General features: G+C 63.4%; 19 protein-coding genes. 11 read left to right on the plus strand and 8 right to left on the minus strand.

Annotated features, from left to right (window positions below):
• Positions 1–183 precede the first annotated feature (183 nt).
• Positions 184–1,035, plus strand: a complete 852-nt coding sequence (locus tag AB0F88_RS39370) for a helix-turn-helix transcriptional regulator (RefSeq protein WP_362696291.1) — start codon at positions 184–186, stop codon at positions 1,033–1,035.
• Between the two features lie 11 nt (positions 1,036–1,046).
• Positions 1,047–1,250: a DUF397 domain-containing protein gene (locus AB0F88_RS39375; protein ID WP_362696293.1), complete on the plus strand. Its 204-nt coding sequence runs from the start codon at positions 1,047–1,049 to the stop codon at positions 1,248–1,250.
• 504 nt (positions 1,251–1,754) lie between these two features.
• Here AB0F88_RS39375 and AB0F88_RS39380 read toward each other — a convergent pair.
• Complete coding sequence (locus tag AB0F88_RS39380; protein WP_362696295.1) at positions 1,755–3,401, minus strand: YDG/SRA domain-containing protein; 1,647 nt, start codon at positions 3,399–3,401, stop codon at positions 1,755–1,757.
• Positions 3,388–3,741 (minus strand): hypothetical protein, encoded by a 354-nt coding sequence (locus AB0F88_RS39385; RefSeq protein WP_362696297.1) that lies wholly within the window; start codon positions 3,739–3,741, stop codon positions 3,388–3,390. The genes AB0F88_RS39380 and AB0F88_RS39385 overlap by 14 nt, the downstream gene beginning before the upstream one ends.
• Positions 3,742–4,055: 314 nt before the next feature.
• Here AB0F88_RS39385 and AB0F88_RS39390 point away from each other — a divergent pair, with 314 nt between their 5' ends.
• On the plus strand, positions 4,056–7,100 hold the full coding sequence (locus AB0F88_RS39390; protein ID WP_362696299.1) for a DUF3427 domain-containing protein: 3,045 nt from the start codon (positions 4,056–4,058) through the stop codon (positions 7,098–7,100).
• 45 nt (positions 7,101–7,145) lie between these two features.
• Positions 7,146–7,895 carry a DUF429 domain-containing protein gene (locus AB0F88_RS39395; RefSeq protein WP_362696301.1) on the plus strand — a complete coding sequence of 250 codons (750 nt, stop codon included), beginning with the start codon at positions 7,146–7,148 and terminating at the stop codon, positions 7,893–7,895.
• A 22-nt stretch (positions 7,896–7,917) separates the two neighbouring features.
• Here the strand turns inward: AB0F88_RS39395 and AB0F88_RS39400 are convergent, their stop codons facing one another.
• The 3 genes from AB0F88_RS39400 to AB0F88_RS39410 are packed head-to-tail and all read right to left on the minus strand — an operon-like array spanning position 7,918 to position 9,687.
• Positions 7,918–8,775 carry a helix-turn-helix transcriptional regulator gene (locus AB0F88_RS39400; RefSeq protein WP_362696303.1) on the minus strand — a complete coding sequence of 286 codons (858 nt, stop codon included), beginning with the start codon at positions 8,773–8,775 and terminating at the stop codon, positions 7,918–7,920.
• A gap of 23 nt (positions 8,776–8,798) precedes the next feature.
• Complete coding sequence (locus AB0F88_RS39405; protein WP_362696305.1) at positions 8,799–9,341, minus strand: DUF6879 family protein; 543 nt, start codon at positions 9,339–9,341, stop codon at positions 8,799–8,801.
• A complete protein-coding gene (locus tag AB0F88_RS39410) occupies positions 9,310–9,687 on the minus strand; it encodes a hypothetical protein (protein WP_362696307.1) in 378 nt (125 codons plus the stop codon). The genes AB0F88_RS39405 and AB0F88_RS39410 overlap by 32 nt, the downstream gene beginning before the upstream one ends.
• A gap of 304 nt (positions 9,688–9,991) precedes the next feature.
• Here AB0F88_RS39410 and AB0F88_RS39415 point away from each other — a divergent pair, with 304 nt between their 5' ends.
• From AB0F88_RS39415 to AB0F88_RS39435, 5 genes are all read left to right on the plus strand, one after another.
• Positions 9,992–10,462: a hypothetical protein gene (locus AB0F88_RS39415; RefSeq protein WP_362696309.1), complete on the plus strand. Its 471-nt coding sequence runs from the start codon at positions 9,992–9,994 to the stop codon at positions 10,460–10,462.
• 2 nt (positions 10,463–10,464) lie between these two features.
• Complete coding sequence (locus AB0F88_RS39420) at positions 10,465–11,349, plus strand: phosphotransferase (protein WP_362696311.1); 885 nt, start codon at positions 10,465–10,467, stop codon at positions 11,347–11,349.
• An 81-nt stretch (positions 11,350–11,430) separates the two neighbouring features.
• Complete coding sequence (gene tgmC, locus AB0F88_RS39425) at positions 11,431–12,591, plus strand: ATP-grasp peptide maturase system methyltransferase (protein WP_362696313.1); 1,161 nt, start codon at positions 11,431–11,433, stop codon at positions 12,589–12,591.
• Between the two features lie 142 nt (positions 12,592–12,733).
• Positions 12,734–13,039 (plus strand): hypothetical protein, encoded by a 306-nt coding sequence (locus AB0F88_RS39430; RefSeq protein WP_362696315.1) that lies wholly within the window; start codon positions 12,734–12,736, stop codon positions 13,037–13,039.
• Between the two features lie 624 nt (positions 13,040–13,663).
• Positions 13,664–14,245, plus strand: coding sequence for a hypothetical protein (locus tag AB0F88_RS39435; RefSeq protein ID WP_362696317.1), 582 nt, complete (start codon positions 13,664–13,666; stop codon positions 14,243–14,245).
• 164 nt (positions 14,246–14,409) lie between these two features.
• Here AB0F88_RS39435 and cpt read toward each other — a convergent pair whose 3' ends face one another.
• On the minus strand, positions 14,410–14,943 hold the full coding sequence (cpt, locus tag AB0F88_RS39440; protein WP_362696319.1) for a chloramphenicol phosphotransferase CPT: 534 nt from the start codon (positions 14,941–14,943) through the stop codon (positions 14,410–14,412).
• A 212-nt stretch (positions 14,944–15,155) separates the two neighbouring features.
• Between cpt and AB0F88_RS39445 the strand changes: the two genes are divergently transcribed.
• A complete protein-coding gene (locus tag AB0F88_RS39445) occupies positions 15,156–15,875 on the plus strand; it encodes a dihydrofolate reductase family protein (RefSeq protein ID WP_362696321.1) in 720 nt (239 codons plus the stop codon).
• 441 nt (positions 15,876–16,316) lie between these two features.
• Here AB0F88_RS39445 and AB0F88_RS39450 read toward each other — a convergent pair whose 3' ends face one another.
• A complete protein-coding gene (locus AB0F88_RS39450; RefSeq protein ID WP_362696323.1) occupies positions 16,317–16,724 on the minus strand; it encodes a DUF4440 domain-containing protein in 408 nt (135 codons plus the stop codon).
• Positions 16,725–16,838: 114 nt separating this feature from the next.
• Here AB0F88_RS39450 and AB0F88_RS39455 point away from each other — a divergent pair, with 114 nt between their 5' ends.
• Positions 16,839–17,204: a helix-turn-helix domain-containing protein gene (locus AB0F88_RS39455; RefSeq protein ID WP_362696325.1), complete on the plus strand. Its 366-nt coding sequence runs from the start codon at positions 16,839–16,841 to the stop codon at positions 17,202–17,204.
• A gap of 156 nt (positions 17,205–17,360) precedes the next feature.
• Here the strand turns inward: AB0F88_RS39455 and AB0F88_RS39460 are convergent, their stop codons facing one another.
• A complete protein-coding gene (locus AB0F88_RS39460) occupies positions 17,361–18,242 on the minus strand; it encodes a TIGR03619 family F420-dependent LLM class oxidoreductase (protein ID WP_362696327.1) in 882 nt (293 codons plus the stop codon).
• Positions 18,243–18,534: the final 292 nt, after the last annotated feature.

Below are 18,534 nucleotides of genomic sequence, written 5' to 3' on the forward strand. Positions count from 1 at the left end.
TCCGAGAGTTTCAAAGGGTGCGTTAGGTAAGAGTCGCACCTAGATCACTCTGCGTGATGGATACTCTTCACATAGTGAGGGCAGGCCACAGAATTTTCAAGGCCAAAATTTCATCGCCGGTATTGTCTAGTTTCGGCGGGCAGATTGCGCGATTCGCTTACTTAACACCTGAGAAGAGGGCAGATGACCGGTAGTCCGACCATCAAACGGCGGCGTCTGAGCGCAGAGCTCATCCGCCTGCGCGAGCAGGCGGGTCTCACCCACGATGAGGTGGCCAGGCGCTTGGAGTGGTCGCGCGGTCGCCTCACCCACATGGAGCAAAATAAGTGGGTTCTGCCGGATATCGGTAACGTTCGGCTCCTGCTCGACCTCTACAACGTCGTCGACCCCGCCGTACGTGAGGCAATACTTGACCTTGCTCGGCAGTCCCGAGAAAGAGGCTGGTGGGCCAAATACAAGGACGTGTTCGGTGGCAGCCTCCCCGGCTTCGAGGCAGAAGCGACCCAGATCCGCACCATCGAACTCGTGACCATCCCTGGCCTGCTGCAAACAGCTGACTACGCCACGGCGATCTTCCAAGCGGGACAGGTCCTTGATCAAACCGCCGTCCAGCGTCGTGTTGAGGCGCGTCTGGCCAGGCAAGCAATCCTCAGTCGTGACAACCCGCCGCAGATCTGGGCCGTCATCGACGAGGCGGCGCTAAGGAAGATGGTCGGTGGTCCCAAGGTCATGGCGGAACAACTCGGCCATCTTGCTGACATGGCGATGCGACCGAACATCGCTGTTCAGGTGCTACCTGACTCAATCGGTGCGCACGCGGCGATGGGAAGCGGGTTCGTCATCTTGGACTTCGCGGGCGATCTGGATCCGTCGATCGTCTACCTAGAGACGCCGACAGACAACCTCTTCCTGGAACGACCGGAGGAGATTCAAGCGTATACGCTCACGTTTAACCGGGTAGTGGCGGCAGCCCTGACCGTCGAGGAGTCCGTACGTTATGTGGCTGCCCTCGCTGATCAGCTACGGCAGGGATAGAGGCGGCGACTGTGGACCGAATCCCCTCAGGGCTTATCTGGCGCAAGAGTAGCCAGAGTGCTCAGCAGGACAACTGCGTGGAGACGGCAGAGCTCTCCGGCGGCGGCCGTGCCGTACGGGATAGCAAGGATCCGAACGGGCCAGTGCTGCGCTTCGCTAGCGGCGAATGGCAGACGTTTATCGGCGGCATCAAGAACGGATCCTTTGAGGTCTGATTAACCGAATGGCAGTTCAGCTAAACCTCCTGCGTAAGCGCCTCTACTGCAAGATCTATTCGAAATCGAGTAGAGGTTAATTTCGCAGGCAACATTTTTGTTTCAAATGCAGGCAGCCGTGAGGTGTGCCCTCGTGGGATTCGGCGGCAGAGGGCCCGAAAACGCGCATAGGGCTTACTCGCAAGCGGTTGAGCTTCCCTCGGAATGGACTTGCCCGCAGCCAAACAGGTTGTACGGGCTTTGCTGTATCTGGAGTGGACCGTCGACTGGGTTTGCGACATAAGAGTTATCCTGTACAGCCGACGAACCTTGGCCGGTTCAACTATCTTGTTTGCTCGATGAGACCTCGCCTCAGATGCGAAGAACTGGAAGTAGCCCGAGGTTGCTCGAGAGATGGATGACTTCGTCCGATCATTGCAAGAGTGATTCGTAACCACCCCACGGTTCGTCAGTCCGTGCGGACCTTGCTGGACTTGGAGCACTACGGTTATTAGGAGTGGTCAGCTAGTCGAGATTTTCTAGTAGTTGCTGCTGGCCGGCCATGTGGTGTTCTCGGTGATATCGAATATATTCTAGACTAATCGAATGTTTCGATACTAGGTCTGAAATAACCTCGCCATCAGTCTGGTCGACCACTTTCAGATCATCTTCGATAGTGATGGCGCCATATTTAAAAAGATCGCGATGGTTTGAGCATAGACAAAGCATATTTTCTTTAACGTCTGGCCCGCTGTGCGGTAACTCGAGGCTTCGGATATGCACAGTCGATGCAAATTTAAGCCCCCCTGGAACTTCCAAGACAATCCCGCAAATCTGACAGGCATGCCCGTATATATTCTTGATTTCGGCGGCTAAACGTCTGTCTGAATATAAGCCTCCTGCTACGAATTCCCAGCGACCGTAATTCTGCCTCTGGGACATCTGCTGCTTCGTTAGAAGCCTGTCTAAATCGATGATTTTCTCTAGTCGAAACTGCATCACCATGTGGTGGCCAGGCTGATTTTTAGTCCAATATTCCGTCACGGCGAATAGGCCGTCGTAGCTATATCCAAACTCTGGAGAAAAATTCTTATTTCCTCCAGATCCGCGCACGACTCGTACGGGAAGACCTGTCATAACACTCTTTATAAGAGCAGCGTTACCAGGATCTGTAGGGGACTGATCCTTGACCTGTTTTCCAGTGTTTGGATCTCGTCCACCGTGTCCCGTGTATATGATCGTGTCGCCATAGTCTTCGTCGTCTTCATAGCCTCCAGAGACCACGATGGATTCTGCGCCGCCTCGTGCAGCGGTCCCACAGATTCCCGCCTGAAGAGGACGATGTACTTTTGCTTCGTGGAGTGCATGACGATTCAAGAAGATTTTTCCGGGTTCGACGTCTGAGACCAATCCGTAGTGCTCTTTGTCGATTTCTTCTTTAGCGCGATTCTTGAAAAGAATTATTTTTCCACTGAAGTCTTCTTCTCGCTTCTGTGGTATCGGCCGCCCTTTGTCTCGAAGCGCTTCTCGTGCATGTGTGAAAATTGCATCCACATCCAGTAGGTCCGGCTGGCCAGGAATGCCGTTCTGGATAAGGTTGATCAATTCTCCACTGAAGGCCGTATATAATCCATCGCTCTCCGCGTCTGCGGTTTCGTTATCCCTGGCTGCGGCCATGAGATAAGTCCCTCTTAATGCTGCACTATTTGCTAATTGCTCGGTTGGTTGGTCGACACCACTCATTGAACCAAAAGCGAGCCCACTATAGCAGCAGTCAAGAATGACTATTTTCCGCCTTGCTCTGCTTTCTCGTAACTCTGTTCTCACGTATTCGTAGCTCACTGACCGGTACATTGCATCGGTTGATCCAACCAGGGTCAGATAAAGACTATTTCCAGTTGAGTGAATTAATCCATGTCCAGCAAAATAGAAGATGAGCGTGTCTCGCGCTTCTTTTGCGGCATGGTGTAGCGGGTCGAGCATGTCGGTATTAATTTGTGGATTACTTACAACTGTACAGTTACTGGCAGGCAGTCCCCATAGATCATCGCTCTGTAGAAGCTTGCCAAATTCTTTTATGTTTTCTTCCACTGCTGGCAAGTCTTGCATGCTTAGATATTTACTGGTTCCCACTATAACGGCACGCGACGCTAGCGGGTCAGGAAGGCTCATTTTGGTCCTTTAAAGTATCTAGAACCGCAACAATGAGCTCAGTATCGGCGTCGGGAAGAGTCACGGTAGCACCTCCGCGCTCAATAGTTACTTGAAATTTGCGTCGCCGAGTGTTGCGCCACCCTGCTAGTGAAATGGCTAAGCTCGGCAACTGTAGACCGCCAGTCACTATTAGTGCGATCAGGTCAAGGGTGTCCCCCATCTTGCCTGGAGACGGTTCTTTTTTAACAAGGTACACTTCCGCATAATCGAGGATTTTCGGTTCCCGTAGCAGCCAGTTATAAAGCGATCGCAACTCTTGTTCTGCCTGGTCTCCGCTGATGCGAATATTAATAGTCATTTGTCCCTTATGTCGGCTATGTTTCGCGTGTCCTGTTTGACTTAAATGTGGTTATATATATATTTTTTAATGAATAATGATGATAGAGGCTAGCAAAATAGCTCCATACAGTCCAGATCGCTTAGCGCTATCGGTCTTCTGCTGCATAGATGGCTCCGATGTCCAGCTGTGCTTGGCGACGCGCTGTCGTCGTAATCGCAGACGAAGAACTCCTTGATCGTCCGACGAGTGCTGATGATGTAAGCAGCGCTGAGTAGATGTAGTCAGAGAGAAGCAGGACAAAGGCCATGCCTGCGGGCTTAGAGTGCGTGCTCATGAGCGACCTCGCGGCTGGAGCCCACGAACAGCTTGTTACGCACGCCCTTGATCGACGCTTGCGTGCACTTCCGGACAAGTCGGTAGAGGTCACCTCTGTTGAGAAGGCGGTAGCGGAGGACTATCTCGTACGGCACATTGCCGCTCTGACACGTCATGCATTGCGTGCTGCCAAGTCCCCTGAGCAGCAGATAGACCGGGCGAACCACATCGCCGAGACGATCATCAACGGGTTCCTTGGCAGTGAAGACACGGAGGAACGGGTCCTTCAGCCTGGTTGGTTACTCACTGAGGTACGGCAGCCATCGGGAGTGCCTGGGCGGCCAGAGCCGCTGATCCGGCCCGAGACCCCGCTATCTGCCAGCGCTCTCCTCGTGAACGGGCGAGGCCAGCCGAGCATCGGTACCGAAGTCATGCGGGAGTTCGCGACCGCTGACCGAGTGGATCTGATCTGCGCCTTCATCAAGTGGTACGGCCTGCGTCTCATCGAAGGACCGATCAAGGAGTTCATCGCCAGGGGCGGCGAGCTCAGGGTGATCACCACGACATACATCGGGGCCACAGACAGGACCGCGCTGGATCGTCTGGTTGCTCTGGGGGCAACGGTCAAGATCTCTTACGAGACGCTCAGCACTAGGCTTCATGCCAAGGCATGGATGTTTCACCGGAACACAGGCTTCTCGACCGCATACGTCGGCTCGTCCAACCTGTCGAAGGCCGCGCAGTTGGACGGCCTGGAGTGGAACGTACGGCTCTCTCAGGTCGAACAGGCTCATCTGCTTTCGACGTTCACCGCCACCTTCGAGCAGTACTGGGCTGATCCGGCGTTCGAAGGCTACGATCCAGCCCGCGATGGGGCCCGGCTAACTGAGGCGCTCAAGCGCGAAGGCGGGTCAACTCCGGCTGAACTTCCCTTGGAGATCGCCACGCTGGATGTGCTTCCACGCTGGTACCAAGCCGAGGCGCTGGAAGAGCTAGAAGCAGAGCGTGAGGTGCATGGCCGCACGCACAACTTGGTCGTCATGGCTACGGGCACTGGCAAGACCGTGGTTGCTGCACTCGACTATCGACGACTGGTCGCTGCCGGGAAGGTCGACAGTGTGCTGTTCGTGGCTCACCGCGAAAGCATCCTGAACCAGAGCCAGGCCACCTTCCGACAGACCCTCCGGGATGGGGATTTCGGAGAGAAGCTCGTCGCCGGGAGTCAGCCGAAGAGGTGGCGGCATGTCTTCGCCTCGGTTCAATCGCTCGCCAACGTCAACCTCGATGAGCTCGATCCAGGGCGGTTCGACATGGTGATCGTGGATGAGTTCCACCATGCGGAGGCTCCTACGTATCGACGGCTGCTAGAGCACCTCCAGCCGCGTTACCTCCTCGGCCTGACCGCTACTCCTGAGCGAACCGACGGCATTAACGTTGGAGCGTTCTTTGGCGGACGGATCGCCTACGAACTACGCCTGTGGCAGGCACTTGAGCAGCAGCTCCTCGCTCCGTTTCACTACTTCGGCATTCACGATGACGTGTCGCTAGCCGATGTGGCTTGGCGTCGTGGACACTACGACGAAAAGGCTCTCAATGACCTCTACACCGGGAACCACGCCCGAGTTCGCCTCATTTTGCAAGCGGTACAAGACAAGATCGCCCACCCTGGTGAGATGCGTGCCCTTGGCTTCTGTGTGAGCGTGCAGCATGCCAGATTCATGGCTGACCAATTCAGCAAGCACGGCATCCCCTCTCTGGCTGTGACTGGCGAAACGCCACGCGACGAGCGCCGCCATGCCGTGCAGCGCTTGAGGAAACGCGAGGTCAACGTGCTGTTCACCGTGGACCTGTTCAACGAGGGGGTAGACATCCCAGAGGTAGACACTGTCCTCTTCCTGCGCCCTACGGAGAGTGCCACCGTCTTCCTGCAGCAGCTCGGCCGTGGCCTGCGGCGCGATCCAGACAAGACATGTCTGACTGCCCTGGATTTTGTTGGACATCAGCGTGCCGAATTCCGCTTTGACCTGCGGCTATCCGCGCTCACGGGAGTGTCTAGGCGTAAGCTTCCCGACGCGTTGGCCAACCCTATGCTCCCTGCTGGATGTCACCTCCAGCTCGATAACGTAGTAACCGAGATGGTTCTCAACAACATACGCCGCGCGCTCCGCCTCTCGTGGAATGACCTGATCGCTGAGCTCCGCTCGATGCCTGAGATCTCCCTCGCTGAATTCTTGGCAGAGACAGGTCATGAGCTCGAAGACCTTTATCGTTCCGGCAGGGGAGGTTGGGCTGAACTGCGGCGCCGCGCTGAGAATAGGCCCGTAGCTGACGAGGAGGCCGACCGCAAGATCGGCCGGGCCATCGGGCGTCTCCTCCATGTGGACGACCCCCTGCGGCTAGCTCAGCTCCGTGGTGATGACACCACTGCTGATCCCCGTCTGCTCGCCATGCTGCATGTGGCTCTGCTCGGTGGAAACGTGTCCTTCGATGGAGGAAGCGCTGTCCTGAAACTGTTAGGCGATCATCCTCATCGCGCCGAGGAACTACGCGCCGTGTCGTCAATCCTGGAAGAGCGTATGCATCGGGTCACTCGCGAGATCCCTGGTCTGCCGCTGCGCTTGCACGCTCGATACTCCAAGAACGAAGCACTGGCAGCTTTTGGTGTCGATCGTCCTGGCAACGTCCGTGAGGGGGTCAAGTGGGTTCCTGAAGCTGGAGCCGACGCCTTCTTTGTGACCTTGCGCAAGACCGAGGGCTTCTCACCAACCACCATGTACAACGATCGGGCAATCAGCCCGACGCTCTTCCACTGGGAGTCGCAGAGCACCACGCGGACGTCGTCACCGACCGGCCAGCGCTACGTCAACAGCGGTTCGACCGTGCATCTCTTCCTCCGCGAGTCCAGAGAGGAAGACGGCTCTCTCGGCGCTCCACCGTTCTTCTACGCCGGACCCATGACCTACGTGTCATCCGAAGGCGACCGACCAATGCAGATTCTCTGGCAACTGGCATCCCCTCTTCCCGCAGACATCTTTCACCAGGCCAGCCTCGCGACTACCTGAACAGGAGCGACGCGTTAGCGATTGAACGGCTTCTATTGTTAGAGGGTGCTGACGGTTGGAGTCGACCTCGCGGCGGAAGCAGGCCGGACAGCGGTGGCATGGCTCGATTGGTCTGCCAACGGTGCCCGGGTTCGCGATCTCAAGATTCGGGCGGACGATGATCTGATCGTCGAGGCGATCAAGAGCGCGGGCAAGACAGGCATCGACTGTCCGCTTGGTTGGCCGGACAAGTTCGTTGATTTCATCGTGGCTCACCGCACCGGGCACGTCGAGGTGCCCGGCGGAGTCGCAGGCATTGACTGGCGCAGAGACCTCGCCCTCCGCGTCACTGACCGGGTGACCTCGGAGCTGGCACTCAGACCCTTGAGCGTCTCCGCTGATCGCATCGGTCACACCGCCATGCGCTGCGCGGCTCTATTAGCCGAGCTTGCCCGGCAGGGGCAGCCGGTCGATCGCAGTGGCGCCGGTGTTGTGGTGGAGGTTTACCCTGCGGCATCGCTCAAATGCTGGGGTCTGCCCCACAACGGCTACAAACGTTCGGCGAATCGTGGCGCACTTGCGCAGCTAGTCGACGAACTTCAGGAAGCGGCGCCATGGCTGGATCTGGGAGTGCACGAACAGATCTGCCGGATGTCCGACGACGCGATAGACGCCGTCATCGCCGCACTCATCGCTCGCGCCGCATCTCAAGGTCTGGTGACCGCTCCAGCGCCGGACCAAGTTCACTCGGCGCGCTCCGAAGGATGGATCGCGCTCCCCACCGGGCCCCTGAGCGAGCTTGGCCCAACTGGCTGAGCGGCGTCTATGGCACAGGCTGTCATACGTCCAAGGAAGTGATGGCCGAGGTGATCAACGTTCGGGCTGCCGCGCCGTACACCGCCAGCTCAGCGAGCTCGGCGAACGCCTTGGCGTACAGCGCGATCTCCCGTGGTTGGGTCACGGTCAGTTCAGCGGACAGGGTCTCCACCAGGACCCGCTCCTCATCGAAGATCCAGAATTCATTGGGAGGCCACATGACGCGGTCGCGGATCGGGATGATCCCAAGGCTGACGTTGGGGCGTGAGGCCACGCTGAGCAGGTGGCCGAGCTGGGCGGCCATCACTTCGGTGTCGCCGATCCGGGTTCGTAGTGCCGCTTCCTCCAGGATGACCGCACAGCGGCGACCACCGGAGTCGAGGACCTTCTGCCGTTGCATGCGGGCCTCGACCGCCTGGGTGCTGTCGTCAGGAATCTGCCGGAAAGCGACCACAGCACGCATGAGAGCCAACGCATACCCAGCCGTTTGAAACAGGCCCGGGATCAGCGACGGCTCGTAGATACGGAAGCAGCGGGTTCGCTCGTACAGCGGAACCGCGGCCTGCTGGAGTCGTTGCAAACCGGTGCGCTGCATCCGACGCCATTCGACGTACATCTCGTCGATGGTGCGTAGCGACGCGACCAGGTCACCAGCCTGGTCATCGGCTTCGCAGTGACGACACCAAATGCCGATGTCGTTCTCGGACGGTGTCTGCCGGCCATGCTCGATCCTCGACACCTTCGAGGAGTGCCATCCCGCCAGGTCGCCGAGGTCACGCCCAGTGAGCCGCGCGGCGAGGCGAATCTCCCGCAGGCGGGTGCCCATAGCTTGTTTGGCCTGGGTAACGGCGTGTGACGGCGATGACATGGCGCTGCTCACCGGTCGTGTGGATAAAGGCGTGATCAGGTGGGCGTGTAGTCGCCGTGGTCGGTTCCCGCCGCCCATACTGCCTCGAACGCCGCCGCGCACAATTTCACCACGTCGGGTTCTTCACACCATTCCACCCCGGCCCAGTCGCCGTCTCCGGTGAAGTGGTTGAACTGCACCCGATCCCCATCCAGCAGCCAGAAGTCGTTACCGGGCAGTGCGATCCCGGACGCCAGGCGCCGGGGGAGCCATCGCACCTGCTCACCTGCTGCGAGGTTGGTGAAGGAGACGTCGTACTCGAAGCGGATGTACTCGGTCACCGGCTCCGACACGATCCGGGCTCGCTTGACCTCCACGCCTCTGTCGGTCGTTTCCCGCATCAGGCTGAGCCATGGTCGCCACCACGATGCCTCATCGGCCGGGTCATCGCGGTGGCCTGCCCTCCACGCCGAGAACATGGGGTCTTCTGCGGATACGGCGTACAGGTCACGCATCTCCAGATGGACCGCCGAACGCTCGCACGAGCGGAACATCGCGGTCCACTGATCAAACGTCAGCGCCTCGGGGCTCCAGGTCACCGGTAACCTCCAGCACGGTCTTCGGGATCTCGATCACTGTCTCATGGCCGGGCAGGTCCAACTGGGCGAGCACTACCGGGTCGGTGATGAGCGGGCCTTGGAACACGTACGTTTCGCCGCGATCGAGCACCAAGGACGATCCGCTAGGAACGATCACGCCCTCTGGCAGGAACGCCATGAGCTCTTTCGGTACTTCGGCGACGGTCTCGTGGTCGGCGAGGCCGAACCAGCTGAGTACGGTCGGATCGGTGACAATCCAGCCTTGGAGCACGTATCTGTCGCCGTCGTCGAACAGCGTCGGCGAACCGCCGTCGATGGTGTCCTTGCCGAGGAAACGCAGTGTCACGAGGCTTCTCCTCCGATCGGAAACGGATGACCACGTCACTGAGGGTGGGCGTAGTGCAGTAGCACCTCAAGGACTTTGCGCGAGTTTGCACGGTGGGGCAGGGACGTTGCCCACTGCGTGAGCTGTTCCGCAAAGAGGCTCAAACTCCTTGGGGAGCAGGTAGGCGCCCTCCTTAGCGTCAATGCATGCGCTCCTCCCCGCTCACTCCGGACGTGTCGAGCTCTCTCGACTGCCGCTTATCTCCCGTGGAGCCGCATCACCGCGCGAGATTCCCTCAAGGATCGCCCGTGTAACGGAGGCTGCAATGGCTGCTGCTACAACGGCTCGGCTCACAGACGATGAGCTGGCCAACCCTCGTACCCTCATCCCCGAGGAGCTGTTCGGATTCCTGATCGACCGCATCGCCCGCGAGGAGGACATCTCTGCGGAGGAAGCCGCGCACATCATGGAACAGGCCCTGGCGTTCCTGGTGGCGTGCGCGTTCAACCCGGATGCGCGTTTGTCGCCTTCCAAGCAGGTGGACATCGGCTGGCACGCTTTTCTGGCGTACACCCGTCAGTACCAGGAGTTCTGCGTCAAGGTCGCCGGCCGGTTCATTCATCACGCGCCCATTGACACCCCCGAGGACGCGATTCACGACCCCGTGGCCGCGATCGGGGCTACCGTCGAGGCCATGCGAGCCGCCGGCCTGCCGGTTGTCCCCAAGCTGTGGATACCTGCCAGCCAATGCAGCCAGTGTTACGCGGGCTGCGCCGACGACCCAAGGGAGAGCTGACCGTGAGACCACAGTGGGACGACCTCCCCGGCACCGTGCGTCACATCGTCGAGCAGCGGATCGGCCAGGTCCTCAAGGCCGAACCCGTCACCAAGGGACTCATGCCCGGCCTCGCCGCCCGGCTGCACGTCGAGGACGGCGGAACCGTCTTCCTCAAGACTGTCTCCACCACCAGTCCGGCCGCGTCTCTGTACGAGCGGGAACGACGAGCCGGCACCGCATTGCCGCCCGGCCTGCCCACCCCCCGCCTGCGGTGGAGCAGTGAGGTGGAGGGGTGGATCGTGTTGTTGCATGAGTACGTCGACGGTCGCGATGCCGATCTGTCGCCCGGTTCACCGGATGTGCCGCTCGTGCTGGACACCCTGGTCGTCCTGAACGAAGCGCTCACCCCGTGCCCCGGCGATGTTCCGGATGTCGCCGCGAACATCGCGATGCTCCAGGCCAAGGCCGCGCGACTGCTCGCTCTTCCTCCCGAGGAGTTGCCGCACCGGGCCATGTACGAGACGGCGCTCGACAAGCTCAGCCCCGACGCCCTGGACGGCGACACCCTTCTCCACTACGACCTGCACTCCGGAAACTTCCGGATCGATGACGGTCGGCCGTACGTCATCGACTGGGCGTTCGCTGCGCGCGGTGCGGCCTGGATAGATGCCGTCATACTCGCACCCCGCTTCATCGAGGCGGGCCACACCCCCGAGCAGACCGAGGCACTTTTCGCCCAGGTGCCCGCCTGGCGGTCCGCACCCGCGGACGCCGTAACCGCCCTGGCCGCGCTGTGGACGCTGTTTCGTCTGTACAAGGCGCGGTTCGGCCCGGTGGAAGGACGCGATTTCCGCGCGCGGGCCGCCGAGGCAGGACGAGCATGGGTGCACCACCGCTCCACCTGACCGGCTGACCACATCAATCGAAGACGCCACCGGCCTGCCGATCGCCGCAGCTCTCGCCGACCTGCTCCTGGAGGGACAACCGTGATCACCTATGGCACGCCCGTTCTGGCGGCCCGGCTCCGCCGTGACCTCGCCGACCGGCTCACCCGAACCGGACGCCTGAGCGACCCGGCGTGGCGGGACGCGGTCCAGTCGGTGGCGCGCGAGCCGTTTCTCGGCTCGGCGATCGCCGGGGCCACCGAGTACGGCGACCGGTGGGAGGTGGCACGCCGGGAGGAGATGACCGGGGACGAATGGCTGAGGCTGGTCTACCGCGACGAGACATGGGTGACGCAGATCGACGGCGTGATGGTCGAGGAGACGCGCGGTCTCGCCTGCGGGGCGCCCACGTCGTCGTCGACGATGCCCGGCCTGGTCGTACGGATGCTGGAGGCCGCGAGGATCTCCGACGGCGAGAAGGTGCTGGAGATCGGCACCGGAACCGGCTACTCCACGGCGCTGATGTGTCACCGCCTCGGCGACAGGGCCGTGACCTCGATCGAGTACGACCGGGTCGTGGCCGGGCGGGCCCGCGACGCGCTCGCCGACGCCGGATACGCGCCCACGCTCGTGGTCGGCGACGGCCTCGCGGGGTACGAGGAGAACGCCGAGTACGACCGGCTGATCGCCACCTGTTCGGTCCGCTACATCCCGATTCCCTGGATGTGGCAGGTCCGCGACGGAGGCACGATCACCGCTCCTCTTTCCGGGTGGATGGGCGGGGTCGCGTTCGCGCACCTCACCCTTGCCGGCGACGGCACGGCCGTCGGGCGGTTCCTGGAGGACGACGTCCACTTCATGACCGCCCGCCCCCACGGCCCGCCCCCGATGTCCTCTCCCCTTCTCGGGATCGGCGACGGCAGGAGCAGCCGGGTGGATCCGCGTGTCCTGGACGGTCCGGCCGGGCTGTTCGCGGCGCAACTGGCCGCGCCGTCGGCGGTGAAGCTGGGGGGCGGGGAGGAGGTCGCCCTGCTGGACGTGGCCACCGGTTCGCAGGCCACCACCCGGCCCGACCCGGCGGGCGGGTGGACGGTTCGCCAGCACGGTCCGCTGCGGCTGTGGGACGCGGTGGAGGACGCCGTCCTGGTCTGGCAGGACGCGGGATCTTCGCACCAGTCGGCGTACGGGCTCACCGTGAGCGGGGAGCGTCAGCGTGTCTGGCTGGGCGACCCCGGCGGGTCGAGCTGGGACCTGCCCATATGAACTTCCCGGCCGCGAGATCTCGCCGCAGGCCGGTTTGTCCTGAACCGCCCTCACCGCCCCATCACCGTCATCTGGGAATGACATCTGTCGAACGCGACCGATGCCACGCCGTTTACGCCGACGACCCAAAGGAGAGCGGACCGTGAGACCGCAGTGGAGCGATCTTCCCGGAGGCGTACGCGACGCCGTCCAGGCCCGGATCGGTCACGTCCTCAAGACCGAACCCGTGACCACGGGGCTCATGCCGGGGCTCACCGCCCGCCTGTACACCGATGACCACAGGATCGCCTTCCTCAAGGCCGTTCCCGTCGGCAGCCCGGCCGCGTCACTGTACGCGCGAGAGCGAGAGACGGGTGCCGTCCTGCCACCCGGTCTTCCCACGCCTCGCCTGCTGTGGAGCGGCGAGGGGGAAGGGTGGATCGTGCTGCTGCACGAGTACGTCGGCTGAGCCGAGAACCGATGCGTCGATCAGCCGACCTCGGCCACGATGGCCGGCTTGTACCCGGCGCTGAACCTACGCCGCTTGGGCCGCTCGGCCCGAGGCTTGTCCGGCTTCGGCGCTGAACCCACGCTTCCATCATCACGCACGCCGACGCCCAGGTCGGCAATCGTCAAGGGCACGATCGTCAACAGTCCTGTCTCGCCCTACACGCAGCTCTGAAGGGTACTTCCTCCCGATGTCTCGCCTGCCCCTGCCAAAGAGGGCCTCGCCGGCCTTGCCCGGCAGGGGCAGCCGGTCGATCGCAGCGGCACCGGTGTAATAGAGGTCTATCCTGTGGCATCGCTCAAATGCTGGGGTCTGCCCCACAACGGTTACAAACGCTCAGCGAATCGGGCGGACGGGCACCGCCGGCTTGGTGAGCTCGGAGAATGCCGATGTATACCGGCAGGGCGTCCTGTGGACGCGTTAGTTTTGATATGTCCAGATAAGAAAACAGGGGGCGGCCGCAAGTAGCCTTCCTGCGCTGGGGCCTGTGCGGCTCCAGGAGAACGGAGCCACGCCGTGAGGGCTGAACAGCACGAGAGAGTCGTGACACATGCCGCGGGGCGGACCAAGCGGCGGGGAAAACTCATGCTCGTCGTCGCTCTGGTCACTCTGGTCGTCCTGGCCGCCGGCGGGTGGGCCGCATGGTCTTTCCTCATGCCCGCGTATCAGGGCCGTGACGACCCGTACACCGTGCTTTCCCGAAGCGAGGCCCTCCTTAACGGCGGGGACCGGGGGATCGACCGACTGAACCGCTTCGTGAGCAAGCAGTCCGAGCTGCACTCGCCCAACAGCAGTTGGGCGCGGTGGGCTTCGAAAGATATAGGTGCCAACATACAACTGGATGTGAAGTACGAGCTGCACACCGCGACTTCCCGGAGCTCTGGGCGGGAGGCCGCCGCGGTCCGGCTGGACAAGCGGATCGCCCATGCCAAGGACCATTTCGTGAAGGTCGCCAAGGTTCCTGACATCGGGGACGAGGCAGTGGAGATCAGAGTGCCGTCGGGGTACGAGGTGTTCGTCCGTGCGGGGAACGTGACGATCAAAATCGATTACTCCGTCTACGGGACGGACGGCACCAAGGAAGGGGAACAGGTCCAGAAAACGGCCCGCCGAATGGCCGCTCTCGCTGTCGAGCACATCGAAAAGGCGAATCCCAGGGCAGCCTGACAACTCGCTCCGCCTTTGTCCGTCGGCGCACGCGGCCGGTACCACGCGGGCGCGCTCAGAACTCGGGCATCTCCCCTGGTTACGGGAGTGGTTTCCCTGGGAAACACCGCACTGCCGCCCGGCCTGCCCACGCTCCGTCCGGACACCGGGAGCTGATTCACCGATCAGCTGACACGGGCGGCGATGGTCCGCGCGCACACCAGGGACTCGGTATGCGTCGTGTCCACCTCCACGCCGTAAACCACGCCGTCGTGAACCACGTCCGCCTGCGACGCGGCCATGCCCTGGACCCGGTCTCCACGTGCGACCTCGCGGCCCGCGGCGACCGCGGCCTCACATCTCACACCGGCCCACAGCACGTCCAGCTCGCCCAGAACCTTCCGCCACCGCCGCTGGGACGAGGCTCCACCGAGGAAGACGTCGTCGACGATGACCCTGGCGCCGGCACGGGCCATGGCCGCGACGCCCCGCATCCAGGCCGCCTGCAGCGCCATGAAGTCCGCCCCGACGCTCACCCCGCCGTCGGCGCCGATCTCGAGCCCTTCGTCCGACGCCCGCATCCGCGCGGGCATCGCGTCGACGAGCGAGTCCACGCCGAACGCCAGCCACGGATCGGGAAGAACGGCCTGCAGGCACCGTACGATCCCGGACTTCCCCGAGCTGGAACCACCGTTGATGATGATCATCTGAGTCGCCACCCCGCCACAGTAGAACCTCTTCCACACGGCCCAAAGCGGATTTCGGCCGACCCCGCCCTGCCGTCACGACCCGGTGAACGTTGCCGCCGCGAGGCCGGAGCGTCCGGTGGCGTCAAGATTTCGGTGCGGGCAGGTAGAGATCCGGTCCGCGGCTCCGACTCCCTACCGAGCGGGTCCCATTCGGGGGGCCGCCGGAACAGGAGCGAAGCGACATGACAAAGGTGACGGCACAGATGTCGGTCTCACTCGACGGCCACTACGCCGGCCCGCGACACAGCGGCGAGGCGAGGGACTGGCTGGAGTCGGCGGAGGCCGCGGGCTTCTTCCGGGTCACCCGGTGGGTGATCGACGCCGCGGCCTGGCGTGAACGGCAGGGTTTCGCGGGCGGCGAACGGGACGTCAACTCCGACATCATGGCCGAGACGTTCGAGGCCGCCGGGGCCTACGTCATGGGGCGGAACATGGCGGACGGAGGCGAGGTCCCCTGGGGTGACGAGCCGCCGTTTCGCGCGCCGGTGTTCGTCGTGACCCACCGCCCCCGCGAGACCCTGGTGCGCAAGGGCGGGACGAGCTTCACCTACGTGACCGACGGCATCGCCAGTGCCGTGGAGCAGGCACGCGCCGCCGCGGGGGGCAAGAACGTGGCGGTCGCCGGAGGGGGCACCCTGCTGCGCCAGGTGCTCCAGGCCGGTCTGCTGGACGAGCTGGAACTGCACATCGTCCCGACCGTGCTCGGCAGGGGGATGCGCCTGCTCGACGCCGACCTCGGCGCGGGCCTCGGCCTCGACCTCGCGGAGAAGGAGGCGATCGAGCTCACGCCCACCAGGGTGATCCACACTCCCGAGGTCACGCACATCCGTTACACCGTCAACGGGCGGGCCGCCCTCGTCCTCGACGACCGCGGTAGGGGCAGCGGGGTGAACGCCCCGTAATCCTCCTGATCGATCGGCGCGCCTTCCTGGCGTACCGGTGGTCATAGGCTGCCGGGATGAACCGTACTCGGCGGGCCGTCGGCACTCGGCGGGCCGTCGGCGCCGTCGTGGGATCCGCGGTGGGCGACGCGCTGGGCGCCCCTTTCGAGTTCGGGCTCTCCAGGCCATGCGTCGCTGTGTCCGACTGGCGCACACCGTCGACGAGGAAGAAGAAGCGATATGAGTGAGCGAGAGAGCTGGCAGGAACTCAGAGATCGCCGGATGGCCGAGCCGGGTGCGGCTGAGGCTTACGAGGCCACGCGTCTCGCCCATGAGCTGGGCAAGACGGTCCGGGCCATGCGTGAGGGGCGGGGGGTGGGGCCAGGACGAGCGGGTGCCGCGCCTGCCGGAACCGGTTGATCTCGCACGCCGTCTGGCGGGGTGAACGACCGGCGACGACCGTCAGTGACTTTCCTGGCCGCCGGTTTCCGTCCGTACGCCGAAGGGGTTGTCGATGGCGTACCTCCAGTACCCGTCCTGCCCGCGTCGGGCGACGTCGGTCGCGGTGCCCTGGATGTGCACGGGCCGGCCGTCGCGGGACGTGCCGTCGATGACCCAGTCGACGATCAGGAGGGCGAGGTCGCCCGTGGTGTAGACGTGCCGTGGCCGGACGGCGATCGGCAGGCCCAGGGCCAGGAACCGGCCGTTGGCGGCGTCGATCTGCTGTCCGGTCAGCGCTGAGCCCGGCTCCGGGACGAACACGGCTCCACTTTCGTAGACCTCCGCCACCGCCTCCGCGTCACCGTGATTGAAGCGCTCGGCGAAGACCGCGGGCACGTCCTCGGGGCGTTCGGCCAGCTGTTGCATCATCGACCTGTTTCCTTCCAGTCGGGTGGAGACCGCGGTCGGGTGGAGACCGCGGTCGGGTGGAGACCGCGGTCGGGTAGAAATCAGTCAGACGCGGCAACGCTAGGAGGCGCCTTCGTGGCTCACCAAACGGTTGGTTTCCCGGGCCTGCCCGACGACCCTCGCGCGAGCGTCACCGAACCCACCCCGTCATGCCCGGTGGAGATCACTCTGGCGGCCCTGCACGGGCGCTGGACGACCCTGCTCATTCGTGAACTGCTGCGGGGCGACCGTACGTTCAGCGAGCTTCGCCAGGCGCTGCCCGCGCTGTCGGACAAGGTGCTGTCCGATCGGCTGGCGCATCTGACCGAGGCCGGTGTGCTCGACCGCCACCGCCGGCCCGGCTGGCCACCCCGGGTGCGCTACAGCCTCACCTCCCGCGGGCGTGACCTCGGCCCCGTCCTCCAGGCGATGTGGGACTGGGGTGCGGGGCGGCGACCGTGAGATACGTGAATCGCCAGGCTTCGGCCGGACGTCTTCGGCAGGGTTGCCCCGGGTTCGTGTCGGTGGTGGCCGTTGCGGTCACCGAGCATCGTTGATTTTTGCCGGGGGCTGCCGTGGCAGGAGGTCGGTCGCCCTTGCGGAACGGCACGGCAGGCGTCAGGTGCGCGCTACCGCCTCGGTGGCGTCGAGGAGGGCGAACCGCTGGGCGAACGCGGACAGTTCCTCGCGTTGCTGTTCCGGTTCGGTGGCGGTGGCCCTCACGACGATGCGGGTCACGCCTTGCGCGGCGAACGCCTCGACCTGGTCGACGGTCATGTCGATCGCCCCCGATCGCGTGTACTCCAGCGTTTCCGGGTCGCGGCCGGCCTCGACGGCGGCGGCCCGGGCGAGGTCCATCTGGAAGACGCGCTCGTCCGGGGTGAGCGCGCCACCCGGGAAGTAGCCGTCGCCGCGTCGTCCGGCGCGGCGTGCGGCCGCCCGGCTCGATCCGCCGACGTGGATCGGCAGGTGGGCGACCCCGTAGGGCTTCGGGAACTGGCACAGCTCGTCGAAGGAGAAGAACTCCCCGTCGAAGCTGACACCCTCTTCGCCGCCGGCCCAGAGCAGCCGCATCACGTCGATCGCCTCGTCGGCGCGACGCCCACGGGCGCCGAAGTCGACCCCCACCGCCCTGGCCTCACCGGGCAGGGCGCCGAGCCCCACGGTCAGCAGCCGCATCCGCCCCTTGGACAGCACGTCGATGGTCGCCAGGCGCTTGGCGAGGATCACCGGATGGTGGTACGGCAGCAGCAGCACACCCGTCCCGAGCAGGATCCGTCGCGTGGCCGCGGCGACGAAACTCAGGCAGTCGAGCGGATCGAAGTACGGCAGCGACGGCGGGAGCTCGAAGCACCCGACCGTCGCACCCGGATACAGCACGATGTGCTCGGGCAGGTACAGCGCCTCGAAGCCGCAGTCCTCGGCGTGCCGGGCGTAGGCCATGATCTTGTCGGGGTCGACGCCGTGGTAGGGCGTGCTGTAGCTGACTGCGAACTTCATCGTCGTTCCTCCGGTCGGCCGGCCGATGAGGCGGATGGACGGTCGCTGTGGCCGGTACCGCGGCGGCATCGTGGCCTCGCCACGCGTCGGCGGCCTCCCCACCCGTCTGTCGCGGCCACACTAGAACCTTGTCACTGGCGTCAAGGCAACCCGTGCCCGGTCACGGCCGCGGGAAGCGGCCGATCCACCGGCGAGGGAGGCGGCGGAAGCTCAGGGATCGCCGGGTGGCCTGACCGGGGGCGGCTGAGGCTCGCGCGCGGGTATCGATGTCGGCACGGTCGGTCCGGATTTG

It is taken from the genome of Streptosporangium sp. NPDC023963 (genome assembly GCF_040639135.1).
Classification (GTDB): domain Bacteria; phylum Actinomycetota; class Actinomycetes; order Streptosporangiales; family Streptosporangiaceae; genus Streptosporangium.